Genomic DNA, 18973 nt, shown 5'->3' with positions numbered 1-18973 from the left:
CGGATCGCCGTTTCGACGTTGCCTTCGTACGACGGGCACAGGCACGGACCGTACGGACGCGTTCGCTGCGGCACACCGAGCACCAGTGACGCGCCGGCCGCCCGGAAGGCGAGGGCAGCGTCGGCTATGGAAAACATCACAACAAACCGTGAGGCAATGATGAACGAGACCAGCGCACCCACCGAGCAGATCCCCGTCAGCGTCTTCGGCGGCCCGAGTGCCCTGATCGAGTACGGCGGTCTGCGGTTCCTCACCGACCCGGCCTTCGACGCCCCGGGCGAGTACCCCCGGGGCCCCGGCTATGCCCTCGTCAAGACCGCACCCGCCGCCGTCGACCCCGCCGACCTCGGCCCCATCGACGTGGTCTTGCTTTCCCACGACGAGCATCCCGACAACCTCGACCACTCGGGCCGCGCACTGCTCGCGGGCATCCCCCTGACCCTCACCACGCGTGGCGGCGCGGGCCGCCTCGGCGGCACCGCCCGGGGCCTCGCCGCCTGGGAGTCCGTCGAGCTGCCCCGCCCCGGCGGCGGCACGCTGACCGTGACCGCCACTCCCGCCCAGCACGGGCCCGAGGGCTGCGAGCCCGTCACCGGCGAGGTGATCGGCTTCGTGCTGACCGCTCCCGGCCTGCCCACCGTCTATGTCAGCGGCGACAACGCCTCCCTCGCCCTGGTCCGGCAGATCGCCGACCGCTTCGCCCCCGTGGACACCGCCGTCCTCTTCGCCGGCGCCGCCCGCACCCCGCTGTTCGACGGCGCCCTGCTCACCCTCGACAGCGCCCAGGCCGCCGAGGCCGCCGGCATCCTCGACGCTCGCCGCGTCGTGCCCGTCCACTTCGACAGCTGGGCCCACTTCACCGAAGGCCGCTCCCACCTCGTCGACGCCTTCACCACAGCCGGGCTGCTGGCCCGCCTGGAGCTGGGCTCGGCCTGAGGCGGAGACTCGGAGAAGGATGATGAATCAGAGCAGCGTGACCCAGGGGTATGCGAGGGCTGTGGGGAGATTGCCCGCTCCTGGGCTGGTGCTGGGTGGCGTGTGCGGAATCCAGTTCGGCGCGGCCTTCGCACCCCGGGTGTACCCGCAGGTGGGTGCCGCGGGCGTGGTGTTCCTCCGGCTGCTGTTCGCGGGTGTGCTGCTGTGCCTGTGGTGGCGCCCACGGCGGGAAACGCTCAGCTCGGTGAAGGGTGCCAGGGGGACGGTGATCTGCGCCGGAACCCTGTTGGCGGGGCATCACCTGGCTTTCTACGACGCGGTGAGCCACATCCCCCTGGGGGCCGTGGCCACGATCGAGTTCCTCGGCCCGTTCGCCATCGCCCTGGCCGGATCACGGCGGGCAGTCGACGCACTGCCCGCATGCCTGGCGGCCGGCGGTGTCCTCCTGCTCAGCGGGGGCGGCGTCCCACTGGCCCCGCGCGGCCTCGTCCTGGCCGCGGTGGCCGCGTGCTGCTGGGCCGGCTACATCCTCGTCTCCGCCCGCCTGGCACGAAGCCTCAGCGGGGGCCAGGGCCTGGCACTCGCGATGCTGTGGGCGGCATTGCTGAGCGCTCCCTACGGCGTGGCCCGCGCCGGGAACGCACTCCTGGACCCACGGGTGCTGTGGGTCGCCGCCGTGGTGGCCACGGCGTCCAGCGTGCTGCCGTACTCGCTCAACCTGGAGGCCCTGCGCCGGATTCCTCCGCGCGTGTTCGGCGTGCTGACGAGCCTGGAACCGGCTGCCGGCGCCCTGTTCGGCCTGGTCATCCTCGGGCAGCGGCTTGCCTGGACCCAGTGGCTCGGCATCGCCGCAGTCGCCTTCGCCTCCGTCACCGCCACGGCCCTGGGAACCGGGGAGCGGCGGAGACCCCGATCTGTCCGCCGCCGACCACGGTTCACTCCCCTCGGGACGGAGGACCGATCCGTCTGCGCGGTCGGGGCCATCAGCCCGCCCCCATCCGCATAGCGCATACCAACGGCATAGCGCCCACATGGCCGTCAGTCAGCTACACAAACAGGCCAATCACCTCGAAGCGCCAAGATCATTAATGGGCCTTCGCGTCCAGGCATAACGCACTACAATCCGTGTCCTGCCAAGAGCCCCAGGCGGCGGTCGCCTCAATCCATCGGCCGCTCGAACGAAAGTTGCTGGTCATGCGCTGGTCTCAGATGCACATTCCTACCCTTCGCGAGAACCCGGCGGAGGCTGACGCGCCGAGCCACCAGCTGCTTCTTCGCGCGGGCTTCATCCGACAGCTCATGGCTGGCCACTACTCGCTGCTGCCACTCGCCATCCGGGTGCGCTCGAAGGTCATCAACATCATCCGCGAGGAGATGACGGCCATCGGAGCGCAGGAGTTCACCCTGCCGGCCATGCACCCCGCCGAGATCTGGCGACGCAGCGGCCGCTGGGAGGTCATGGGCGACGAGATGTTCCGCCTCAAGGACCGCAAGGGCGCTGACCTGGCCCTGGGCATGACCCACGAGGAGATCTTCACGTCGCTGGCCACGGAGCTGAAGTCCTACCGTGAGCTCCCGCAGATGTGGTACCAGTTCCAGACGAAGTTCCGCGACGAGCCCCGTGCCAAGGGCGGCTTGATGCGGACCCGGGAGTTTACGATGAAGGACTCCTACAGCTTCGACCTCACCCAGGAGGGGCTGGACCGCTCGTTCGACCTGCACCGCGAGGCCTACGTACGGATCTTCGCGCGGCTGGGCATCCCCGCCATTCCCGTGGAGGCGTCGAGCGGCAGCATGGGCGGGTCGGCGTCGACGGAGTTCATGTGCCCGGCCGAGGTCGGCGAGGACTTCGTCGTCCATTGCCCCTCCTGCGGTTACGCCGCCAACATCGAGAAGGCCACTTCCCGGCTGGCCCCGGCCGCGGACGCCGCCGACCCCGGCACTCCCGAACGGTTCGACACCCCCGAGGTGCGGACCATCGACGACCTGGCCTCGCGCTTCGGCGCGCCGGCCGACCGGCAGGTAAAGACACTGGTCTACGTCCTGGACGAGCAGTTGACCCTGGTCCTGCTGCGCGGCGACCACGCTCTGGCGGAGCAGAAGCTCGCTGACGCAACCGGCGCGACCGCGCTGCGGCCCGCGCGCCCGGAGGAGATCCAGGAGGCCCTTGGCGCGCTTCCGGGAAGCCTCGGCGCTGTTGGGGTCACGTCGCTCACCGTCCTCGCGGACGATGCGCTGCGCGGGCGCACGGACATGTTCACCGGCGCGAACGTGGACGGGGTCCACCTGCGGGGCGTCAATGTGGAGCGGGACATCGCCGTCTCCACCTGGGCGGATCTGCGCGAGGTCGCCTCCGGTGAGCCGTGCGTGCAGTGCGGGGAGCCGCTGCAGGTGCAGAAGGCGATCGAGGTTGGGCACATCTTAAAGCTCGGCACGAAGTACACCGACGCCTTCGACGTGACGGTCCTGGACACCGACGGAACGCCGAAGAAGATCATCATGGGTTGCTACGGCATCGGTGTCGAGCGGACGATCGCCTCCGCCATCGAGTGCCACCACGACGACAAGGGCATCGTCTGGCCCATGTCCATCGCCCCGTTCGAGGCCGTGGTCACCGTGGCCCAGCCCGACGACGAGGCCACCGCCTCGGCCGGCGAGCAGGTCTACCAGCAGCTCCTCGCTGCGGGTGTGGAGACGGTCATCGACGACCGCGCCGAACGCGTGGGCGTGAAGTTCAAGGACGCCGAACTCGTCGGCATCCCCCTGCGGGTGACCGTCGGCAAGCGCGGACTCGCTGACGGCATCGTGGAGCTCACTGACCGGGCCTCGGGCGAGACGCAGCGGATCCCGCTGGACGAGATCGCATCCTGCGTGCGCAAGGGCATCGACTCGGCCAAGTAGAAGTTCTCTTCAGGAAAAGAGACCGACGATTGGTCGCCCGCTGGTAGCGCCCGGCGGGTGGCCGGTCTATCTGCACGTCGAAGCGCACTGAACGGCCTCTCAAGTCGACTGCAGCTCTTTCGTCAGCCGCAGCCAGGGAACGGGCCGGAGCCAGGCCTGCTCGGCCTGTTCCTGCTCTGGAGCGAGCCCGGCATCGCCGAGCTGTGCGGCCTGCTCCCGCTCGACTTCGTCGTGATCGACATGGAGGCCGGGGCGCTCGGACGGCCCGAGGTGCTGCGGATGACGCAGGCCCTCGCCGACTGAGCGGTATCCGTCCTGGTACGAGTCCCTTCGCACGATCAGCACGCCATCGAGCACGCCCTCGACATCGGGGCCGACGGCATGATGGTGCCCAAGGTCAGCACTAGCGCCGAAGCCGAGGCGGTGGCCGCAGCGACGCGCTTCCCGCCAGCCGGCCTGAAGGGTGTCAAAACTCCGATCAGGCCGCTGAACTGGGGGTTTCCCGCGGGCTGCGAGGCGACTGGATCGGGGCGCCGTGGTACTCGTTGAGGAGTCCGCTGAGTACTTGACGGCGCCGAATGGCCGCAGCGGGCAGCCGGATGACGTTGGGTTCGTCGTCCGGGGCGCGGAGAGCGAGGCTACGGTGGGCGCGGCCGGTGTTGTAGTGCTCGGTGTACTCGGCCAGGATGGTGCGTAGGTGCCGTTCGCCGGTGATGAGCAGTTGGTCGGTGCATAGGGCTGGCCGAGCCGGGTCGGGCGGGTGGTGGCCGTCTGGACGACGAAGTCCTCGTCGTCAGTGCTGAGATGGCGGGGACGGCCTCCCGCCCACCGAGGGTCCAGGCAGGCCAGGCCGATCTCGTTGAACCGGTGGATCACGTCCCGCACCGTGTCCTCGTCCGCCTGCACCAGCTGGGCGATCACCGGGACCCGGTTGCCGCCGGCCGAGGCCAGCAGCATCATCGCCTGCCGGTAGCGCACCGTGCTCGTGCTGCCTCGACGCACGATCCGCTGTAACTGCTGGCCTTCCTGGTCAGTAAGTCTGCGAACCCTGACCGGCTCCGCCACCGTGCCCCCTTCCGAGCTGAACGTCTCGAGACATCCAACCGGCGGGCCCTGCGACGCCAACCCGGTGAACCTATGCGGTCACCGCACTAGAGGCCGTGACTGCGGCCCTGTCCAGCCACGGACGGGACGGGATGCGCAGCGGTACGGACCGCAGCCGCCAGTTGGTGTGCACGGTGAACCTCTCGGCGGACACTGGCCGGCTGACGAGCCAGGACTGGTCCGCTCTGCTGCCGGGGCATCAGGTTGCCTTTCACCAGGCCGGCTCGGCTGCACCCGCCAGCCCCATGTCGGGAGGAACAGCGTGAGCGGGCTTCGCCAGGAGGCGCGGATGGAAGCACCGGCGGTGAGCCGGCTGCTCATGCGGCGGCCATGGCTGCTGGCGGGCCGTGATGACGCGGCCATCGAGGCCGTCCACCGGTTCGAGGATCACGTGCGCTCGCTGGTGCGGGACATGGCACCTGCCTGGCACGGTGGCGCACCCGGGCCGAGGAGCTGGGCCTGCCCGGGGACGTGGAGCGGCTGCGTCGATCACGCTTTTCGCAGGTCAGCGGTGCAACGCGGCGGCCGGGCAAGCTGGTGCGTTGCGGCGTGTTGCACCGCGGCACCCCGGGGCGGGCGCCTCGCTCGGTGCCCGCCCCGGGACGCAGTCAGGACTGCGAGCCCGAGCGGCGGCGCAGGCCGAGGACAGTTGGGTGCCGGAGCGCGCCCGGTCACGCGGACCGGCGCGCGAGCCTCGGGCCAGAGTCCGCACCAACAGCCCGGGCGTCCCACGGGCCGCTGAAGCGGCGAGCATTGTGGTGGCGGCAGCTTCGCCGATCAATCCCTTCCCAGCGCGGCCGGCCAGCGAGCCGCCGGCCTCGCCCACGACGTCCTTGCCGCGCACCCGGGCCCTTCTAAGGACGGCGCCGGAGTGTGGCTGACGGACACTCAAAATGTCCGAAAAAGGACCGGGCGCGGCACCAGGGCACCACCGGGACGATCGGTGATGAACAGTCATGCCAGGATGGGTACCGACTGGTAATCCGATGATGTCCAGTCCGTGAAACCGCACCACTATAGGAGTCATCACCATGCGTCGACGCATCCCGGCTCTCGTCCTGACTGCTGCCCTGGCGGGGGGAGCCCTGGCGACGGTCGCCCAGATTACCGCCGCCCAGCCAGCCGCAGCGGCCTCGATCACCGTTGACCTCAACAAGATGCGCCAGCAGGTCCAGGAACTTCGTCAGAAGGCCAGCCGACTGGACCACATGGGCGAGCGGGACGCGGCGCGCAAGGCCCGCGCCCAGGCCGACGCCCTGCAGCGCCGGATCGACCAGATCGAGAAGGCCGACCGCGACACCAGCCACCACTTCTGATCTGACGGTCGGCGCGTTCTCCGTGCCGCCCATACATCCTGTGCCGCCCGCCCCGGCCAAGCTCGCTCCGGCCGGGGCGGGCGGCGCGGCCGTTCCCGGGGGGCCTCGTTCGGCGCGGTCGGTCTCGGCGGGGCCTTGATCTGCTGCAGGTTGAGCAGGTCGCGCAGATCCTCGTCCGTGACGACCGGGCCCAGGACGCGGTAGTCGGCGAGGTAGCCGTGCTCGATCCCCTGGCCGAGCGTCCAGGTGTAGACGGTCGGGCCGTAGATCGTCTCGTCGTCCATCGAACACAACGCGGGCAAAGGCTCCGCGCCCTCGCGGTCGGCGTCGGCGCCGGTTTCGTCCCGGGGCGTTTTCGGGGCCGGCGGATCGACTGGCACGCCGGGGATCGGCTCGGCGGCGGTGTTCGGCCTTCGACTCGACGCCTGGGTGGCGCGGGTGTTCGGTGAGCGGGCTCGTCGCGGCCGGTCGAGGACCTTCGACGACGGGTAGCCGGCCGCGTCGACCGCGATCGTCGCTGGGGCGAGGAGAGCAGCGCGTCGGGCGCCGGCCCGGCCGTCTCGGTACCGGGCCGGCCGTGGCCCGCTCAGCGGCACAGCCGTGCAACAAATCCCGACGTACGCGGCGCCCGGCCCCAGGCCGCCGGCAGACCGCAGGCGTCCTCGCTCGCGCCGACCGCCGCGCCGCGAACGGCCGCTCCTTCGGCGCCGCGCGCCGTCCTGCCCACCGAGGACGAACTCGCCCGACGCCGAAGCCGCCGTCCGTCTCCTCACGGACGCGCTGGCCCGCGCCAGCCACGACTGACCGAGCACGCGACCGCCCGCACCGGGAGGGGGACGCGGTGCGGGCGATGGCTGGAGAATGGCTCCGACTGGCACGCCAGACGGCGGTGCCGCCCAGTACTTCCAGCCTACGACCGGCCCGGGCCGGCGGCACGCGCACCGGTCATGGCCGGTCGTCGTGGTGCCCGCACAGCCAGGCCAGCGCCGCGTAGACGCCCATCACCCGCTCCGTATCCGCCACCCGCGCCGCCCCCATCCGACCCGCGTCCGTGCGCAGCGCCACCGCCGCGGCCTGACACTCGGCAAGCAGCTGCGCCCGGCACGGCCCCCGCGGGCCGGCGGTGGCGGCGCCGGTCACCGGCGCGGCCATCCGCGTGCCGACCGCCCACCGGTACGCCTGAAGCAGTCCCTGCTCGTAGTCGGTGAACGGCCGGCACCGCTTGTCCAGCCTCCTGCGCCGACCGCACCCCCACCACCGCCGGCCGGATCGGGCCGGACACTCCAGGGGCCGGAGCCAGCCTTCTCGGTCAACCCGGCATCGATCCCTCCTCCCCGCCGATCGAACCCCGGCACGGCCAGCAGCAGACGACGGCAGGCGGCGGCACAAGGGCAGGCGGCACGACGACGGCGGCCGGATGGCGGCTGGGCCGGGCAGCGGCCGCACAACGACCGACGACGGCCGCCAGGCAGGCGGCAGGCGGCAGGCGGCGGGGAACCTGGCGGCGGCCGGACGGCTGACGGAACGGCGACTTGTCAGGGCCTGGACGAGCGCTACGACACGGCACCGGCCGGCGGCGACCGGAGGGGAACGGCAGCCCGGCAGCGGCGCCCGAGCGGCCGGACAGCCGGAACGGCGGCGGCCCGGCACGAGCGGGACCCAGCGACGCGCCCCGGGAGCAGCGCAAGGGGCCGGAGGCGACCGGACAGCGTCCGACGGACGGCGGCCAGGCGGCGGCCAGGCGGCGGCACAACAGCGACCCGCCAGCGGACAGCCAACGAAGCAGGAAGCGGTGAAGCGGCGGCACAACAGCGGCACAACGGCCGGGGCACGGCCGGACGGCGGCGGCACAACGGGCACCGCGGCAGCCGGGCCGGACGGCCGAGCGGAACGGCAGCGGTCCGGCCACGAGCGGACCGGCCGGACAACTGCCGGCGGGCCGCAACGACGGGCGAACAGCGGACGAAACGGCGGCGCCCCGTCAGGACCCGGCCGAGTGCAGCGACGGCCGGGGCGCGGCCGGGGCACAGTGGCACAGTGGCACAGCCGGAACGGCGGCGACCCGCACGGGACCCATCGACATGCCCCGGGCAGCAGCGCTCGCTGGATGCGGCAGCACGACGGCCGCCGGCCGACGGACGGCGACCGGGGAGGGTAGCCGGCGGCTGCCGGGGGCAGACGGCGGACAGAACAGCGGCGGCCCGTCAGGTCCCCGCCGGGCGCAGCGGCACGGCAGCGGCCGGGGTGTGGCCGGACGACGGCATAACGGCGGGCCGGCGGCAGGCGATGGAGCGGGCAGAGGCCGCGTGACAAACCGCTGGCAGGGTCTGTGGATGCGCGTCGATCGCGACCGCTCAGGCGTCCGGGGCTGACCGGCCTGTACTGCCGAGGAAGCGGGTCAGACGGTCGTTCAGCGGGACGGGGTCGGCCATCGGCGCTGCGTGATGCGAGATGCCGGAAAGTACGGTGACCTCGGCATTCGGTAGCAGCCTCCGGGCGCGATCGGCCACTTGGGCACTTTTGTGAGCACGACTGCGCTCCGCCATGAGGACGAGGCTCGGGGTGGTGAGCGATCGCAGTTGCTCGGCGGACGGACGCGGGCCGGTAACGGGCCTGGCGGACGGGAAGTCGGTCATGCCCAGTGCGTACACGCGCGACCAGGCGGGGTCGACGAGTCCGCGGTCCAGAGCGCCGCCGGTTTCCCAGTCGAGGAAGGCGTTGCAGCGGTCGACAGTGGGACGGACCAGCATCGGAAGAGCCCGTAGCAGGTAGGAGGGCCGATACCCGGCGAAGCACAGGTTCGGGTCCAGCAGGGCGAGTTGTTCCACCCGGTGGCGGGCATGCAGCGCGTAGGTGAGGGCAATCCATCCGCCGTACGAGTGGCCGACCAGAGCAGTCGAGTCCAGGCCGAGGTGGTCGAGAACGTGGTCCAGCCACCCCGTCACATCGTCGGCACGCTTGATCGGGCGCCCGTCATGAACGCTGCGGCCCGCGTCGCCGATCAGATCGACCGCGTACACGCGGCGGCTCGCCGCGAGGGCCGCAACGTTGGCGTACCAGACTGTTGAAGTGGCTCCACCGCCATGCAACAGGACCACCGGGCGGCCGCCCTCAGGCCCGCAGGCGTTGATCCGCGTGGTCCCGTACTCCGAAGGAGCGTCGATCGGCGTCACCGGCAGCGGCCAGCAGGCGAGCGCGGCATCGTAAGCGGCGAAGAACGCGGCTTCGCTCTCGGGTGTCCTGAAAGCGGGCCGGCTGGCCGGCTGAGCGGCGTTCGGACTCGTGGATTTTCCCATGGCCTGCCTCCTGATTCGACGAAATCGACTCGCTGAGCGACAATCTCACTGAGAATGACTCTCGCTCAGCGAGATAATAAACGATCGGCGCCCGCGCGGAAGCCGGGAGCACAGAAACGGACGAGACAACGATGGGGACGGAGCAAGGCCTGACGGATGCCGCCGAAAACTCTCTGGAACTGGTGCACCTGCTGCGCGCACTCACCGTCGAACTCGACTTGCTAGGCGGCGAGTTCGCGAGACTGCACGGGCTGCACCCAACCGACCTGCGCGCCCTGATCCAGATGCTGGACGCCGTGCGCGCAGGCACCCACCTGACGCCCGGGCGGCTGGGCGAGCAGCTGCGCCTCAACTCGGCCGGGACGACGGCGGTGGTCGACCGACTGGAACGGCTCGGCCACATCCGCCGGATTCGGGACACCAGAGACCGTCGCCGGGTGCTGCTCGTTATCGAGCAGCAGGCCATGGAACTCGGGCAGTCGTTCTTCGGCCCGCTGATCGACGGGATGGTGACGACCCTCGGAGACTTCGACGCCGCCGAACTGGCGGCAGCCCGGCGCTTTCTCCTGGCGATGACGCGGGTGGTGGCGGCCGCCCGGGAAGGGTAAACCCAACCAGCCACACAGCATGCGCTCCGCTGGAGTCTCCAAGGCCCCCTGGTCTCCTTCGGGAGCACCGTCGCCGAACAGGCCGCGGACGGCCCGCGCACCATCCGCGTGACCACCGACCTGACCGCCGCCGGTTCGTCTCAGGGAGTTTGACCAGGTGGTAGCGGACGACGCGGCATGGACGGCCGGGGATCGGGGCGCGGCGCTGGACGGACCGGGCGGCGCCAGTGGACGGCGGGCAGGGCGGCGTCCGGCGGGGCATGTCGCGGTCGGGTCAGACGACTTCAAGGTTGGCCATCATTCCCATGTCCTCGTGTTCGGCGTTGTGGCAGTGGAAGAGGTAGCGGCCGCGGTAGCCGTCGAAGCGAGTGATGATCTCCGCGGACTCGCCCGGGCGCAGGGAGACGGTGTCCTTGAGACCGGCGTCCTGGGGCAGCGGGGGTCGGGCGCCGCGGGAGAGGATGCGGAAGCCCACCAGGTGCAGGTGGACGGGGTGGTGCACGTCGGCGATCAGCCGCCACACCTCCACCTCTCCCAGGCCCACGGTGACGTCGGGGCGGGCGGGGTCGAAGGCGCGGCCGCCGATCAGCCAGCCGTGACCGCCGTCCGTCCGTCCGGCGCGGAAGGCGAAGTCCCGTACCCGGATGGCGTCCTGGCGGCGCCAGTCGGGCAGGTCGGTGGCGAGGACCGGCGGGATGCGGCTGTCGTCGGGGGCGGTGCGAGCGACGCGGAAGGCGAGGACGTCGCGGGTGCGGCCGGTCCCGAGCCGGTTGCGCACCTGGACCACGCTGCCGGGGCGCAGGCCCGCGAAGTCGACGATGACGTCGTAGCGTTCGGCCGGTGCGATCGGAAGGCGGCGGTGGGTGACGGGTGCGGCGAGCAGGCCCTGGTCGGCGCCGATCTGGACGAGGTCGAGGCGGCGCCCGTCCTCGCAGACCGCCTCGAGCTCGTAGTGGCGGGCGTTGGAGGCGTTGAGCAGGCGCAGGCGGTGGCGGGCGGCGTCCACTTCGTGGACGGGCCACGGGGCGCCGTTGACCAGGATGACGTCGCCGAGGACGCCGCCGAGGTAGGGCTCGGTGACGCCGGGGCGCGTTTGCAGGTCGGGGTCGAGGGAGGGGTAGTGGAGGGTGCCGTCGGCGGCGAAGGCGCGGTCGGCGATCACCAGGGGCAGTTCGCGCGGGCCAGCGGGCAGACCGAGGGCCTGTTCGGCGTCGTCGCGCACGATGTGCAGGCCGGCCAGGCCGCGCCAGATGGCCGGGGCGGTGAAGTCCATCCGGTGGTCGTGGTACCAGAGCATGGTGGGCCGCTGGTCGTTGGGGAAGGTGTACTCGCGGGTCAGAGTGGTGGTGACGGCCCTGGGGTCGCCCATGTGACCCCCGCCCGCCATGGCGTCCATGCCGTCCATGCCCTTCATGCCCTTCATGCCTGGCATGCCGTTCATGCCCGGCACGCTGGGGGACCCGGGCTGCGGGGCGGGCCGGCCGGCGGGCAGGACGAGGTCGGTCGGGTAGCCGTCGGAGTCGGCCGGGGTGCGTCCGCCGTGCAGGTGGACGACGGTGGGCACCGGCAGCTCGTTGCGGTGGGTGACGGTGACCGGGCGGCCGCGCCGGGCCTCGATCGTGGGGCCGGGAAAGGTGCCGCCGTACGTCCACAGCGGGGTCCGGACGCCGGGCAGGAGTTCCGCCGTCACCTCACGCTGGGTGATCTCGTAGCGGTCGACGCCGCCCGAGGTGGCGACCGGCGTCAGGGTGGCGGGCAGCGGCAGCGGCACCTGGTAGGCGGGCGGCAGGGGCACGGCGCTGCGCAGTTCGGCGCCGGTGACGGCCGGGCGGCGGGCGAGCGCGGCGGACGAGGTCAGGGCGCCGGCGGCCAGCAGGCCCAACGCACCGCCGATGCCGAGCAGCCGGCGCCGGGACAGGCCTTCGCCCGAGGTGCGGTCGTGATGGTCGGTCATTGCTGGGCTCCTGCCCGTCGGTACGGCCGTGGGAAGGGCCGGCGCCAGAGGGCGGCGGTCAGGACGACGAGGCCGGCGATGGTCGCGACCCCCAGCGGCAGGTGCAGCCACAGTGCGCCGTCCAGTCCGGCGAAGTACTGCACCGTCTCGGCGGCGACCACGGCGAGGGTAGCGGTGAGGGGCCAGGAGCGGCGTGCGCGGGCCCACACCACGCCGGCCGCGATCAGCTGCGCGTAGCCGAGCGAGGTGGTGGTGTTCGCCCCCAGCTCGTGCCAGCGCAGGGCGTCGAAGTCGCCGCTGAGGTAGACCCCGGCGAAGACCGGTTGGCCGAAGACGGCGGCCAGGTGCGCTGCGGCCAGGGCCCGCAGGACCCACCCGGCGGGCCCGGTCCGCGTTCCCGCCTCGGACCGGGCCGCGGTATCCGGGCGGGGCCGGCCGGCTGCGATGGCCATGGGACGTCCTCTCGTCAACTGCCCTACCGGTCCTCTGTGTTGGCCGGTGCGATGGCACCTCCGACGCTATTACCCAGCGGGTATGATGTCTAAGATCAGTATTGCTATGACGTAATGCCTTCACGGGCATGGAGACCGGGAGCCCGGCGGTGGACCTGAACACGCTCACCCAGTTCCTCGCGGTGGCGCGGCTGGAGCACCTGAGCCGGGCGGCGGTGGAACTGCGCGTCGCCCAGCCCTCGTTGAGCCGCTCCATCGCCCGGCTGGAGGCCGAACTCGGCACCCCGCTGTTCGAACGGGGCGGGCGGCTGAGGCTGAACGCGGCCGGGCACCTGTTCCGCGGCTACGTCGAACGCGCCCTCGGCGAACTGGAGGCGGGCCGTCGGGCGGTGGCCGAGGCCGCCGGCGAGGGGACGGGAACGGTGCGGCTGGCCTCCGAGACGTTCCTGGCCTTCAGCACTCCGCTGGCGGCGTTCAAACGGGCGCACCCCGGCGTGGAGATCGAGCTGCACCAGTTGCCGGCCGCCGAGATGGCCCGTCTGCTGCGCGCTCAGGACGTCGACCTGGCCGTCGCCTCCCAGCCGATCCCCGCCGAGGGCCTGGAGTCGGCCCCGCTGCTCGACGAGGAGGTCGGCCTGGCCGTGCCGCACGGCCACCGGCTCGCCCACCGCAGCTCGGTCGACGTCGGGGAACTCGCCGACGAGCCCTTCATCGCCGCCCGCCCGGGGCACTGGCAGCGCCGACTGCTGGACCGCCTCTTCGCCGCCCGGGGTCTGACCCCGAGGATCGTCTGCGAGGGCGACGAAGCAGGCGCCATCGCCGAACTGATCAGCGCGGGCCTGGGCATCGGTCTGGTGCCCGACATCGCCCGGCGGACCGCCACCCGCGTCCCACTGGCCTGGGTCGGCGTCGACAGTCCCGACTGCCGCCGCGCCCTGACCCTGTACTGGGCCCGCGCCGTCCACCTGCCCGCCCCGGCCCGGGCCCTGCGCGAGGCGATCGCCGGCTGGGACTGGGCCCGGGGCGGGCCCGTGGTGTGAGCTCCCTCTTCGGATCGCGGGGCCGGGATCCGAAGAAAAGTGCCTATGAACGTCACCTCGTGCAGGTCCAGCAGCTGAGCTGCCCCGAGTTTCGTGGAGTACGCGATCGTGTGATCAAGTGGTCTGCGGGACTTCCCCAGGCTCGCCCAGTACGCCCGCTCTTATTCGTCGGGCGGCGTGTAGTCCAGGGCGGAGTGGAGTCGTTCACCGTCGTACCACGTGACCCACTGGAATACGGCTCGCTCGACCTCGTCGAAGTCCCGCCACGGGCCCTGATGCTCGATCAGTTCGGCTTTGAACGTGCCATTCAGTGCCTCGGCCATCGCGTTGTCGTAACTGTCCGCGACGGATCCGACGGACGCGGAGGCGCCGACCTCGGCCAATCGCTCTGTGTAGCGAACGGATACGTATTGCGACCCGCGGTCGCTGTGATGGATCGGCGTCCTTCTTGATCTTCTGCCGCCACAAGGCCATCTCCAGCGCGTCCAGCGGCAGGTCCGTGCGCATGTGGGTGGCGGCCTGCCAGCCCACGATCCGGCGTGAGTACGCGTCCAGGACGAACGCGACGTAGACCCAGCCCGACCAGGTGCGGACGTAGGTCAGGTCGGCCAGCCACAACCGGTTCGGCCGGTCGGTGGTGAAGCGCCGGTCGACCAGGTCCGGTGGTCGTGGAGCGGCCGGCTCGGGGACGGTCGTGCGGCGCCGCTGCCCGCGGATGACGCCCTCGATGCCGAGCTCCCGCATCAGCCGCTCGACCGTGCAACGGGCGACATCGTGCCCGGCCCGGACCAGGGCGCGCGTGACCCGGCGAGCCCCGTAGGTGCGACCGGAGTCTGTTCCCGGGGCGGCGCAAAGTCGCCGCCGGAGTAGGAGCGGCTGTGCCGACCCAGAGGTTCGCCCCGCCGTCGCGAGCGGCCACCCCCGCGCGGGCCGGTCCCCGGTCGACCGCGGGAAGCAGGGCCTGAAACGCTCGATCGCCACCGAGGCCCGCGGCGTCACACTCGGCCTGGTCGCCGCCGGGCCAACCACCACGCCTCGCCTCTCCTCGGGCCGACCCTCGAAGCCGCCATCGAGCAGGTCGGGCCCCTGCCTCAGGACGTAAATGTCAACCTCGACCGGGGCTACGACAACACCAAGTCCCGCACTCTGCTTCGGGAGTTGGGCTTCACCGGCGAGATCGCCCGCAGGGGCGTACCCACCCAGATCCAGGCTGGCAAGCGGTGGACCGTGGAACGAACGCACTCGTGGATGAACGGCTACGGCAAGCTGCGACGCTGTACCGAGAGGAACGGCCCGGTCGTGGAGTTCTACCTCCACCTGGCCGCCGCACTCTCACGCTCCGCATACTGATCCGCCCCTCCACCACCCGCTACCGGTGGGACGGCCGCCCCACCACACGCCGCCTCAAGTGATCCATTTGCCGGTCGGTCTTACAAGAGCGCCTTGTCCGACGAGCGCTGGGCCCTGATCGAGCCCGTGATCACCGCCTGGAAGGCCCGGCACCTCCGTCAGCGGCCGCCAGGGCAACTACGACATTGAGGGCAGACGTCGGCCTGCTGGGCGCACGGTGGCCAGGTGGTTCCCGAATCGGGCCGCCCGGCGGCGCGCCGGCTCAGGACCGAGGAGGCCGGTTCGACCGGAGTGCGGCTGCGCCCGCTTCGCCGGGGTCGCCGCGCGCTGCGATCGACGTCCCACGCCTCCTGCACCCGCCACCGCGGAGTGATAGTTTCTCGCCGGCCGTCGCACCCCGGAGGCCGACTATCCGAGAGTCCACCGCTGGTTGCCGCCGCCGTTGCACGACCACAGTTCGACCAAGGCGCTGTTGGCGGTGGAAGCTCCGGTCACATCCAGGCACAGGCCGGACTGGACGCCCGTGATCGTGCCGTTGGAGTTGATGTTCCACTGCTGGTTGGACTGGCCGTTGCAGGACCAGACGATCGCCTTGGTGCCGTTGGTGGTGCCCCGATCGTTGGCGTCCAGGCACAGCACGCTGCCGCCGACCGTGACCGTCAGCTCGTTCGACGAGGTGTGCGTCCAGGTCTGGTTGGCCCCGCCGGTGCAGCTGTAGATCTGCTGCTGGGTGCCCAGCGTGGTGGTCGAGTTCGGGTCGTCCAGGCACTTGCCCGCATCCACCGCGTGCAGCGCGCCGGTGTTGCCGCCGCTGGAGGTGGTGCCGTCCAGGCCCATGAAGTGGATGGCGTTGGCGGCCATCGCCGTGCCCTTGACGGGCAGTTCGTGCCCGGCGCCGGAGATGCTGTACGCCTCGACCTGGGTGGTGCCCGCGCCGTCGTTGTACCGGGTGCGGGTCCAGTTGGCCGCCGGGGTGTCGGTGGACGACGGGTTCTGGCTCACCCTGAGGACGTCGGTCCACTCCTTGATCTCTTCATCGAGGTTGCGGTAGTTCAGGATGGTGTCGTTGGTCCCGTGCCAGAGCTGCACGCGCGGCCGCGGACCGCTGTAACCGGAGTCCGCCGCCCGCACCAGGCCGCCCCACTGCTGCGGGGTCACCGACACCTGCCCGCCGGCGCAGGGCCCGTTCCAGCCGCGCACCGAGCCGGTGTAGAAGCAGTGGTAGGGCACGCCCATGAACGCCGCGCCCGCCTTGAACACGTCGGGGTAGTCGCCGAGCATCACGTTGGTCATCATCCCGCCGGAGGACTCCCCGGTGACGTACACGGCGTTCGGGTTCCCGCCGTAGTGCTGCTCGGTGTAGGTGATCATCGACATCAGCCCGACCGGGTCGCTTCCGCCGTTGCGGGTCAGCGCCTGGTCGGAGGAGACGTCCCAGCAGCTTCCGCTCGGGTTGGTCGAGGGGTAGATGATCAGGAAGCCGTACTGATCGGCCAGCCCGGCGAAGTCGGTGCTCGAGTACAGGTAGGGGCCGTTGCCCTGACATCCGTGCAGGGCGAGCAGGATCGGCGGGTTGGACTTGACGTTGTTCGGCACGTACAGGTTCATCTGCAGGCCGGTCGGGTTGGCGCCGAAGTTCGTGATCTGGGTCAACGAGGCGACGGCGGCTTGGGGGGCGGCCGGCAGGCCCAGGCCGACCGCGAGGCCGAGCGCGGCGGCGACGCCGAGCAGACGGCGCTTCGGATACCAGGAGCGCAGCGTGGAATCCCTCTTCCTCCGCGGGCTGTTGATAGATGGGCGAGGGAACATGTCGATGCTCTCTTTCAGCCGTTGCCTCTGACCAGACCGCCTGTCCGGACACCACCCAGTTGTCACCGCCCCCGGAAAGGTTGCACCGGACCGCGAAGATCTTTTTGGGCACCGCGCGCCGGCTGACGATCACGTCCTCGGGCGGGGCGGCGGCCGGGCGAAACGCAGCAGACGACCGGTCAGCCGGTTGCCCGGCGCGGCACCGGCCGCACATCCGAGAGTGCCGCTGCGGGCCAGGGCGGCGTGCGAGGCGATCACGCTTCCTGGCCCACCACATCGGCCTCGCCCACCAGGGCCGCGTGGAAAAGCTGCACGGCATCGACGAGCACCGCATCCCCGTGGCCTGCATCAACGCCCCGCTGGCCCCGGGCAGTTACGCCGAGTGGTCCGCCGCCCTCGCCACGTTCCTGGGCTGGGACGTGTACCGGCCAGGCACCGATCACCAGCCCCCAGCCCCCAGCCCCAGCCCCAGCCCCAGCCCCAGCCACGGATGAAGGACCTCACCGGCCCCGTCGTCCACGTCCTGCGACGCGCCCGCACCAAACTCTGCCTCGTCGACGGCATCGACCGCATCGGCCCCGCGGACCTCCAGACCACCTTCGACTACTTCGACCACCTGGGCGACGAACTGGGCGGCCTGACCGTGTTCTGGAACGGCCTGGGCTCCAGCGGCATCCTGCGCGAGGCCCGCACCCGCTCCAGCCCGCTGCGCCGGGTCACCGAGAAGACCGCCGAGATCCGCCCCCGCGCGGTACCCACCCTGTGGGTCAACCGCATCCCAGGACGATCGAAGGAGCACCCCGACGAGTGGGTCAAGGTCCTGGCGTCCCTCAACGAACTGCTCCGCCTGCACCGGCAACCGCCCAAACGCCTCCTCGACCACGAGGAGTTCCTCCACATCGCCACCGACGGCCTCATGGAACACCTCGTCCCACTCACCGGGACAGCCGCGAAACTCGCCATCCTCGAAGGCGACGAGGCCATCACCAGCAATCTCCTCAAAGAGGCCGCCGCCTACCTCGACATCCCCCACCCCACCGACGATCCAGGCACAGCCGAAGGCGACTGAGCCCCGCGTTCACCGCCCAGACCCGCTCTACCGGCCCCGGGCAGGCGTTCGGGCCCCCTGCGACACCCCGGCCACCGCGCCCGAGGCGCTCCGGAACACGGCCCAGCGCGCGCGGTCCACGCCGCGGGTGGGCCACCTCCTCCAGACCACTACCGCGACGCAGACACACGCGGTCAGCCGCAGCCCTCACCCGCGCCACGTTGTACCGGTCCACGTCCTGACGGCCGATGCCGGCACAACCCGGGCCGACACCGAGCACCACGAGCAACCACGACCCAGCAGCCCGATCAGCACCTCACACCGCACCAGGGCCCACACCATGCACGGGCCCGTCCCTGACCGCTCATCCAGGCAGTCTCAATCGATTCACCAAACGTCTCAACAAACCTGCAAACCACGAACACACTTTGATGAACCGCACCAACGCGCCACCACTCAGCAGCCATCCCGTGATCGCCCGACGCACTGCCGTGGGCCCGTCAGCTGTGCGCGCGCTCCCACAGCTCGGTGACCTTCCCGGAGGCGTCGACCGCCACCTTGTAGTCGCCGGCCGAGCAGGGTACGAGCCCTTTCGTTGTACGGGGTGGCGAGGCACTCGTTGATGTGCTTCACCAGGTCGGCCAGGTTGACGTCCTTCGGCGCGACCAGCACCGAGCTCAGGTGGCCCTTGGCGGTCGGCGCGAACGCGGCGGTCTTGTCGGCGCCCACCGGCTCGAAGCCGACGTCGTTGACGCCGCAGACGTCCTTGGTGTCCTCGTACACCAGGGTCGTGGCGGTGGTGCCCTTCCCCGGGTAGATCTACTTCTGGCCGGCGGGCGGCGGCTCGTGGGTACAGAAGCCCTCGGGCTCGCCGGAGGCGCCCGGGGTGCCCGACGGCGCGCGCTTCGCGGTGCCGCCCGGGGCGACCGGCCGGCTGCTGCCGGGGACGGCGGCGGTCGGAGCCGCGCCGGTCGGGGTGTTCGACCCGCTGCCCGCGCCCTGGTCCGACGAGTTGTCCGGGCCGCAGGCCGCGAGACCGAGCGCGGCGGTGGCGACCAGGGCGGCGGCGAGCAGTCTCTCCGGTGGCGTCGCAGGTGTGCGGTCTCAAAAGCATGCGACTTCGCTGGGGCTGTGAGTTGCAGGTTTGCGGATTGGCTGA

General features: G+C 71.3%; 15 protein-coding genes and 3 pseudogenes. 11 read left to right on the top strand and 7 right to left on the bottom strand.

What is annotated here, in order from left to right; translation table 11 throughout:
* Positions 1 to 159 precede the first annotated feature (159 nt).
* The 4 genes from ACFV1W_RS28180 to ACFV1W_RS28165 all read left to right on the top strand — a co-directional run bounded on the left by ACFV1W_RS28180 (position 160) and on the right by ACFV1W_RS28165 (position 4386).
* Positions 160 to 936 (top strand): MBL fold metallo-hydrolase, encoded by a 777-nt coding sequence (locus ACFV1W_RS28180; RefSeq protein ID WP_380420056.1) that lies wholly within the window; start codon positions 160 to 162, stop codon positions 934 to 936.
* A gap of 100 nt (positions 937 to 1036) precedes the next feature.
* Positions 1037 to 1942: a DMT family transporter gene (locus tag ACFV1W_RS28175; RefSeq protein ID WP_380420043.1), complete on the top strand. Its 906-nt coding sequence runs from the start codon at positions 1037 to 1039 to the stop codon at positions 1940 to 1942.
* A 188-nt stretch (positions 1943 to 2130) separates the two neighbouring features.
* Entirely contained in the window at positions 2131 to 3837 is a 1707-nt protein-coding gene (locus ACFV1W_RS28170; RefSeq protein WP_380420042.1) for a proline--tRNA ligase, read from the top strand.
* Between the two features lie 315 nt (positions 3838 to 4152).
* Positions 4153 to 4386 carry an aldolase/citrate lyase family protein gene (locus ACFV1W_RS28165; protein WP_380420055.1) on the top strand — a complete coding sequence of 78 codons (234 nt, stop codon included), beginning with the start codon at positions 4153 to 4155 and terminating at the stop codon, positions 4384 to 4386.
* Between the two features lie 183 nt (positions 4387 to 4569).
* Here the strand turns inward: ACFV1W_RS28165 and ACFV1W_RS28160 are convergent.
* Positions 4570 to 4902: pseudogene (locus ACFV1W_RS28160) on the bottom strand (transposase); the annotation flags it as partial.
* A 1070-nt stretch (positions 4903 to 5972) separates the two neighbouring features.
* Here ACFV1W_RS28160 and ACFV1W_RS28155 point away from each other — a divergent pair.
* Positions 5973 to 6257 carry a hypothetical protein gene (locus ACFV1W_RS28155; RefSeq protein ID WP_063736582.1) on the top strand — a complete coding sequence of 95 codons (285 nt, stop codon included), beginning with the start codon at positions 5973 to 5975 and terminating at the stop codon, positions 6255 to 6257.
* Positions 6258 to 8611: 2354 nt separating this feature from the next.
* On the opposite strand, the gene ACFV1W_RS28150 is transcribed toward ACFV1W_RS28155, so the two are convergent.
* Positions 8612 to 9553 (bottom strand): alpha/beta fold hydrolase, encoded by a 942-nt coding sequence (locus tag ACFV1W_RS28150; RefSeq protein WP_380420041.1) that lies wholly within the window; start codon positions 9551 to 9553, stop codon positions 8612 to 8614.
* 131 nt (positions 9554 to 9684) lie between these two features.
* Here ACFV1W_RS28150 and ACFV1W_RS28145 point away from each other — a divergent pair, with 131 nt between their 5' ends.
* The gene (locus tag ACFV1W_RS28145; RefSeq protein ID WP_380420040.1) at positions 9685 to 10161 is read left to right on the top strand and encodes a MarR family transcriptional regulator; all 477 of its coding nucleotides are present in this window, start codon (positions 9685 to 9687) and stop codon (positions 10159 to 10161) included.
* Between the two features lie 274 nt (positions 10162 to 10435).
* On the opposite strand, the gene ACFV1W_RS28140 is transcribed toward ACFV1W_RS28145, so the two are convergent.
* Complete coding sequence (locus ACFV1W_RS28140; protein WP_380420039.1) at positions 10436 to 12115, bottom strand: multicopper oxidase family protein; 1680 nt, start codon at positions 12113 to 12115, stop codon at positions 10436 to 10438.
* On the bottom strand, positions 12112 to 12567 hold the full coding sequence (locus ACFV1W_RS28135) for a hypothetical protein (protein WP_380420038.1): 456 nt from the start codon (positions 12565 to 12567) through the stop codon (positions 12112 to 12114). Before ACFV1W_RS28135 ends, ACFV1W_RS28140 begins: the two co-directional genes overlap by 4 nt.
* A 128-nt stretch (positions 12568 to 12695) precedes the next feature.
* Here ACFV1W_RS28135 and ACFV1W_RS28130 point away from each other — a divergent pair, with 128 nt between their 5' ends.
* Positions 12696 to 13607, top strand: coding sequence for a LysR family transcriptional regulator (locus ACFV1W_RS28130; protein ID WP_380420037.1), 912 nt, complete (start codon positions 12696 to 12698; stop codon positions 13605 to 13607).
* 161 nt (positions 13608 to 13768) lie between these two features.
* Here the strand turns inward: ACFV1W_RS28130 and ACFV1W_RS28125 are convergent.
* Positions 13769 to 14441, bottom strand: a pseudogene (locus ACFV1W_RS28125) (IS3 family transposase); the annotation flags it as partial.
* A gap of 88 nt (positions 14442 to 14529) precedes the next feature.
* Between ACFV1W_RS28125 and ACFV1W_RS28120 the strand changes: the two are divergent.
* Positions 14530 to 15019 (top strand): annotated as a pseudogene (locus ACFV1W_RS28120) (transposase); the annotation flags it as partial.
* Between the two features lie 346 nt (positions 15020 to 15365).
* Here the strand turns inward: ACFV1W_RS28120 and ACFV1W_RS28115 are convergent.
* Positions 15366 to 16766, bottom strand: a complete 1401-nt coding sequence (locus tag ACFV1W_RS28115; RefSeq protein ID WP_380420036.1) for a PHB depolymerase family esterase — start codon at positions 16764 to 16766, stop codon at positions 15366 to 15368.
* Positions 16767 to 17065: 299 nt separating this feature from the next.
* Between ACFV1W_RS28115 and ACFV1W_RS28110 the strand changes: the two genes are divergently transcribed.
* Together ACFV1W_RS28110 and ACFV1W_RS28105 are read left to right on the top strand one after the other, a co-directional pair.
* Positions 17066 to 17260 carry a hypothetical protein gene (locus ACFV1W_RS28110; RefSeq protein ID WP_380420035.1) on the top strand — a complete coding sequence of 65 codons (195 nt, stop codon included), beginning with the start codon at positions 17066 to 17068 and terminating at the stop codon, positions 17258 to 17260.
* Positions 17257 to 17835 (top strand): hypothetical protein, encoded by a 579-nt coding sequence (locus ACFV1W_RS28105; protein ID WP_380420034.1) that lies wholly within the window; start codon positions 17257 to 17259, stop codon positions 17833 to 17835. Before ACFV1W_RS28110 ends, ACFV1W_RS28105 begins: the two co-directional genes overlap by 4 nt.
* Positions 17836 to 18270: 435 nt before the next feature.
* Here ACFV1W_RS28105 and ACFV1W_RS28100 read toward each other — a convergent pair whose 3' ends face one another.
* On the bottom strand, positions 18271 to 18597 hold the full coding sequence (locus ACFV1W_RS28100; RefSeq protein WP_380420033.1) for a hypothetical protein: 327 nt from the start codon (positions 18595 to 18597) through the stop codon (positions 18271 to 18273).
* Between the two features lie 103 nt (positions 18598 to 18700).
* Between ACFV1W_RS28100 and ACFV1W_RS28095 the strand changes: the two genes are divergently transcribed.
* A complete protein-coding gene (locus ACFV1W_RS28095; protein WP_380420032.1) occupies positions 18701 to 18949 on the top strand; it encodes a hypothetical protein in 249 nt (82 codons plus the stop codon).
* Positions 18950 to 18973 lie beyond the last annotated feature (24 nt).

It is taken from the genome of Kitasatospora sp. NPDC059648 (assembly GCF_042734825.1).
In the GTDB taxonomy this organism is placed as follows: Bacteria; Actinomycetota; Actinomycetes; order Streptomycetales; family Streptomycetaceae; genus Kitasatospora.
This window is presented reverse-complemented; position numbering and strand designations above follow the sequence as displayed.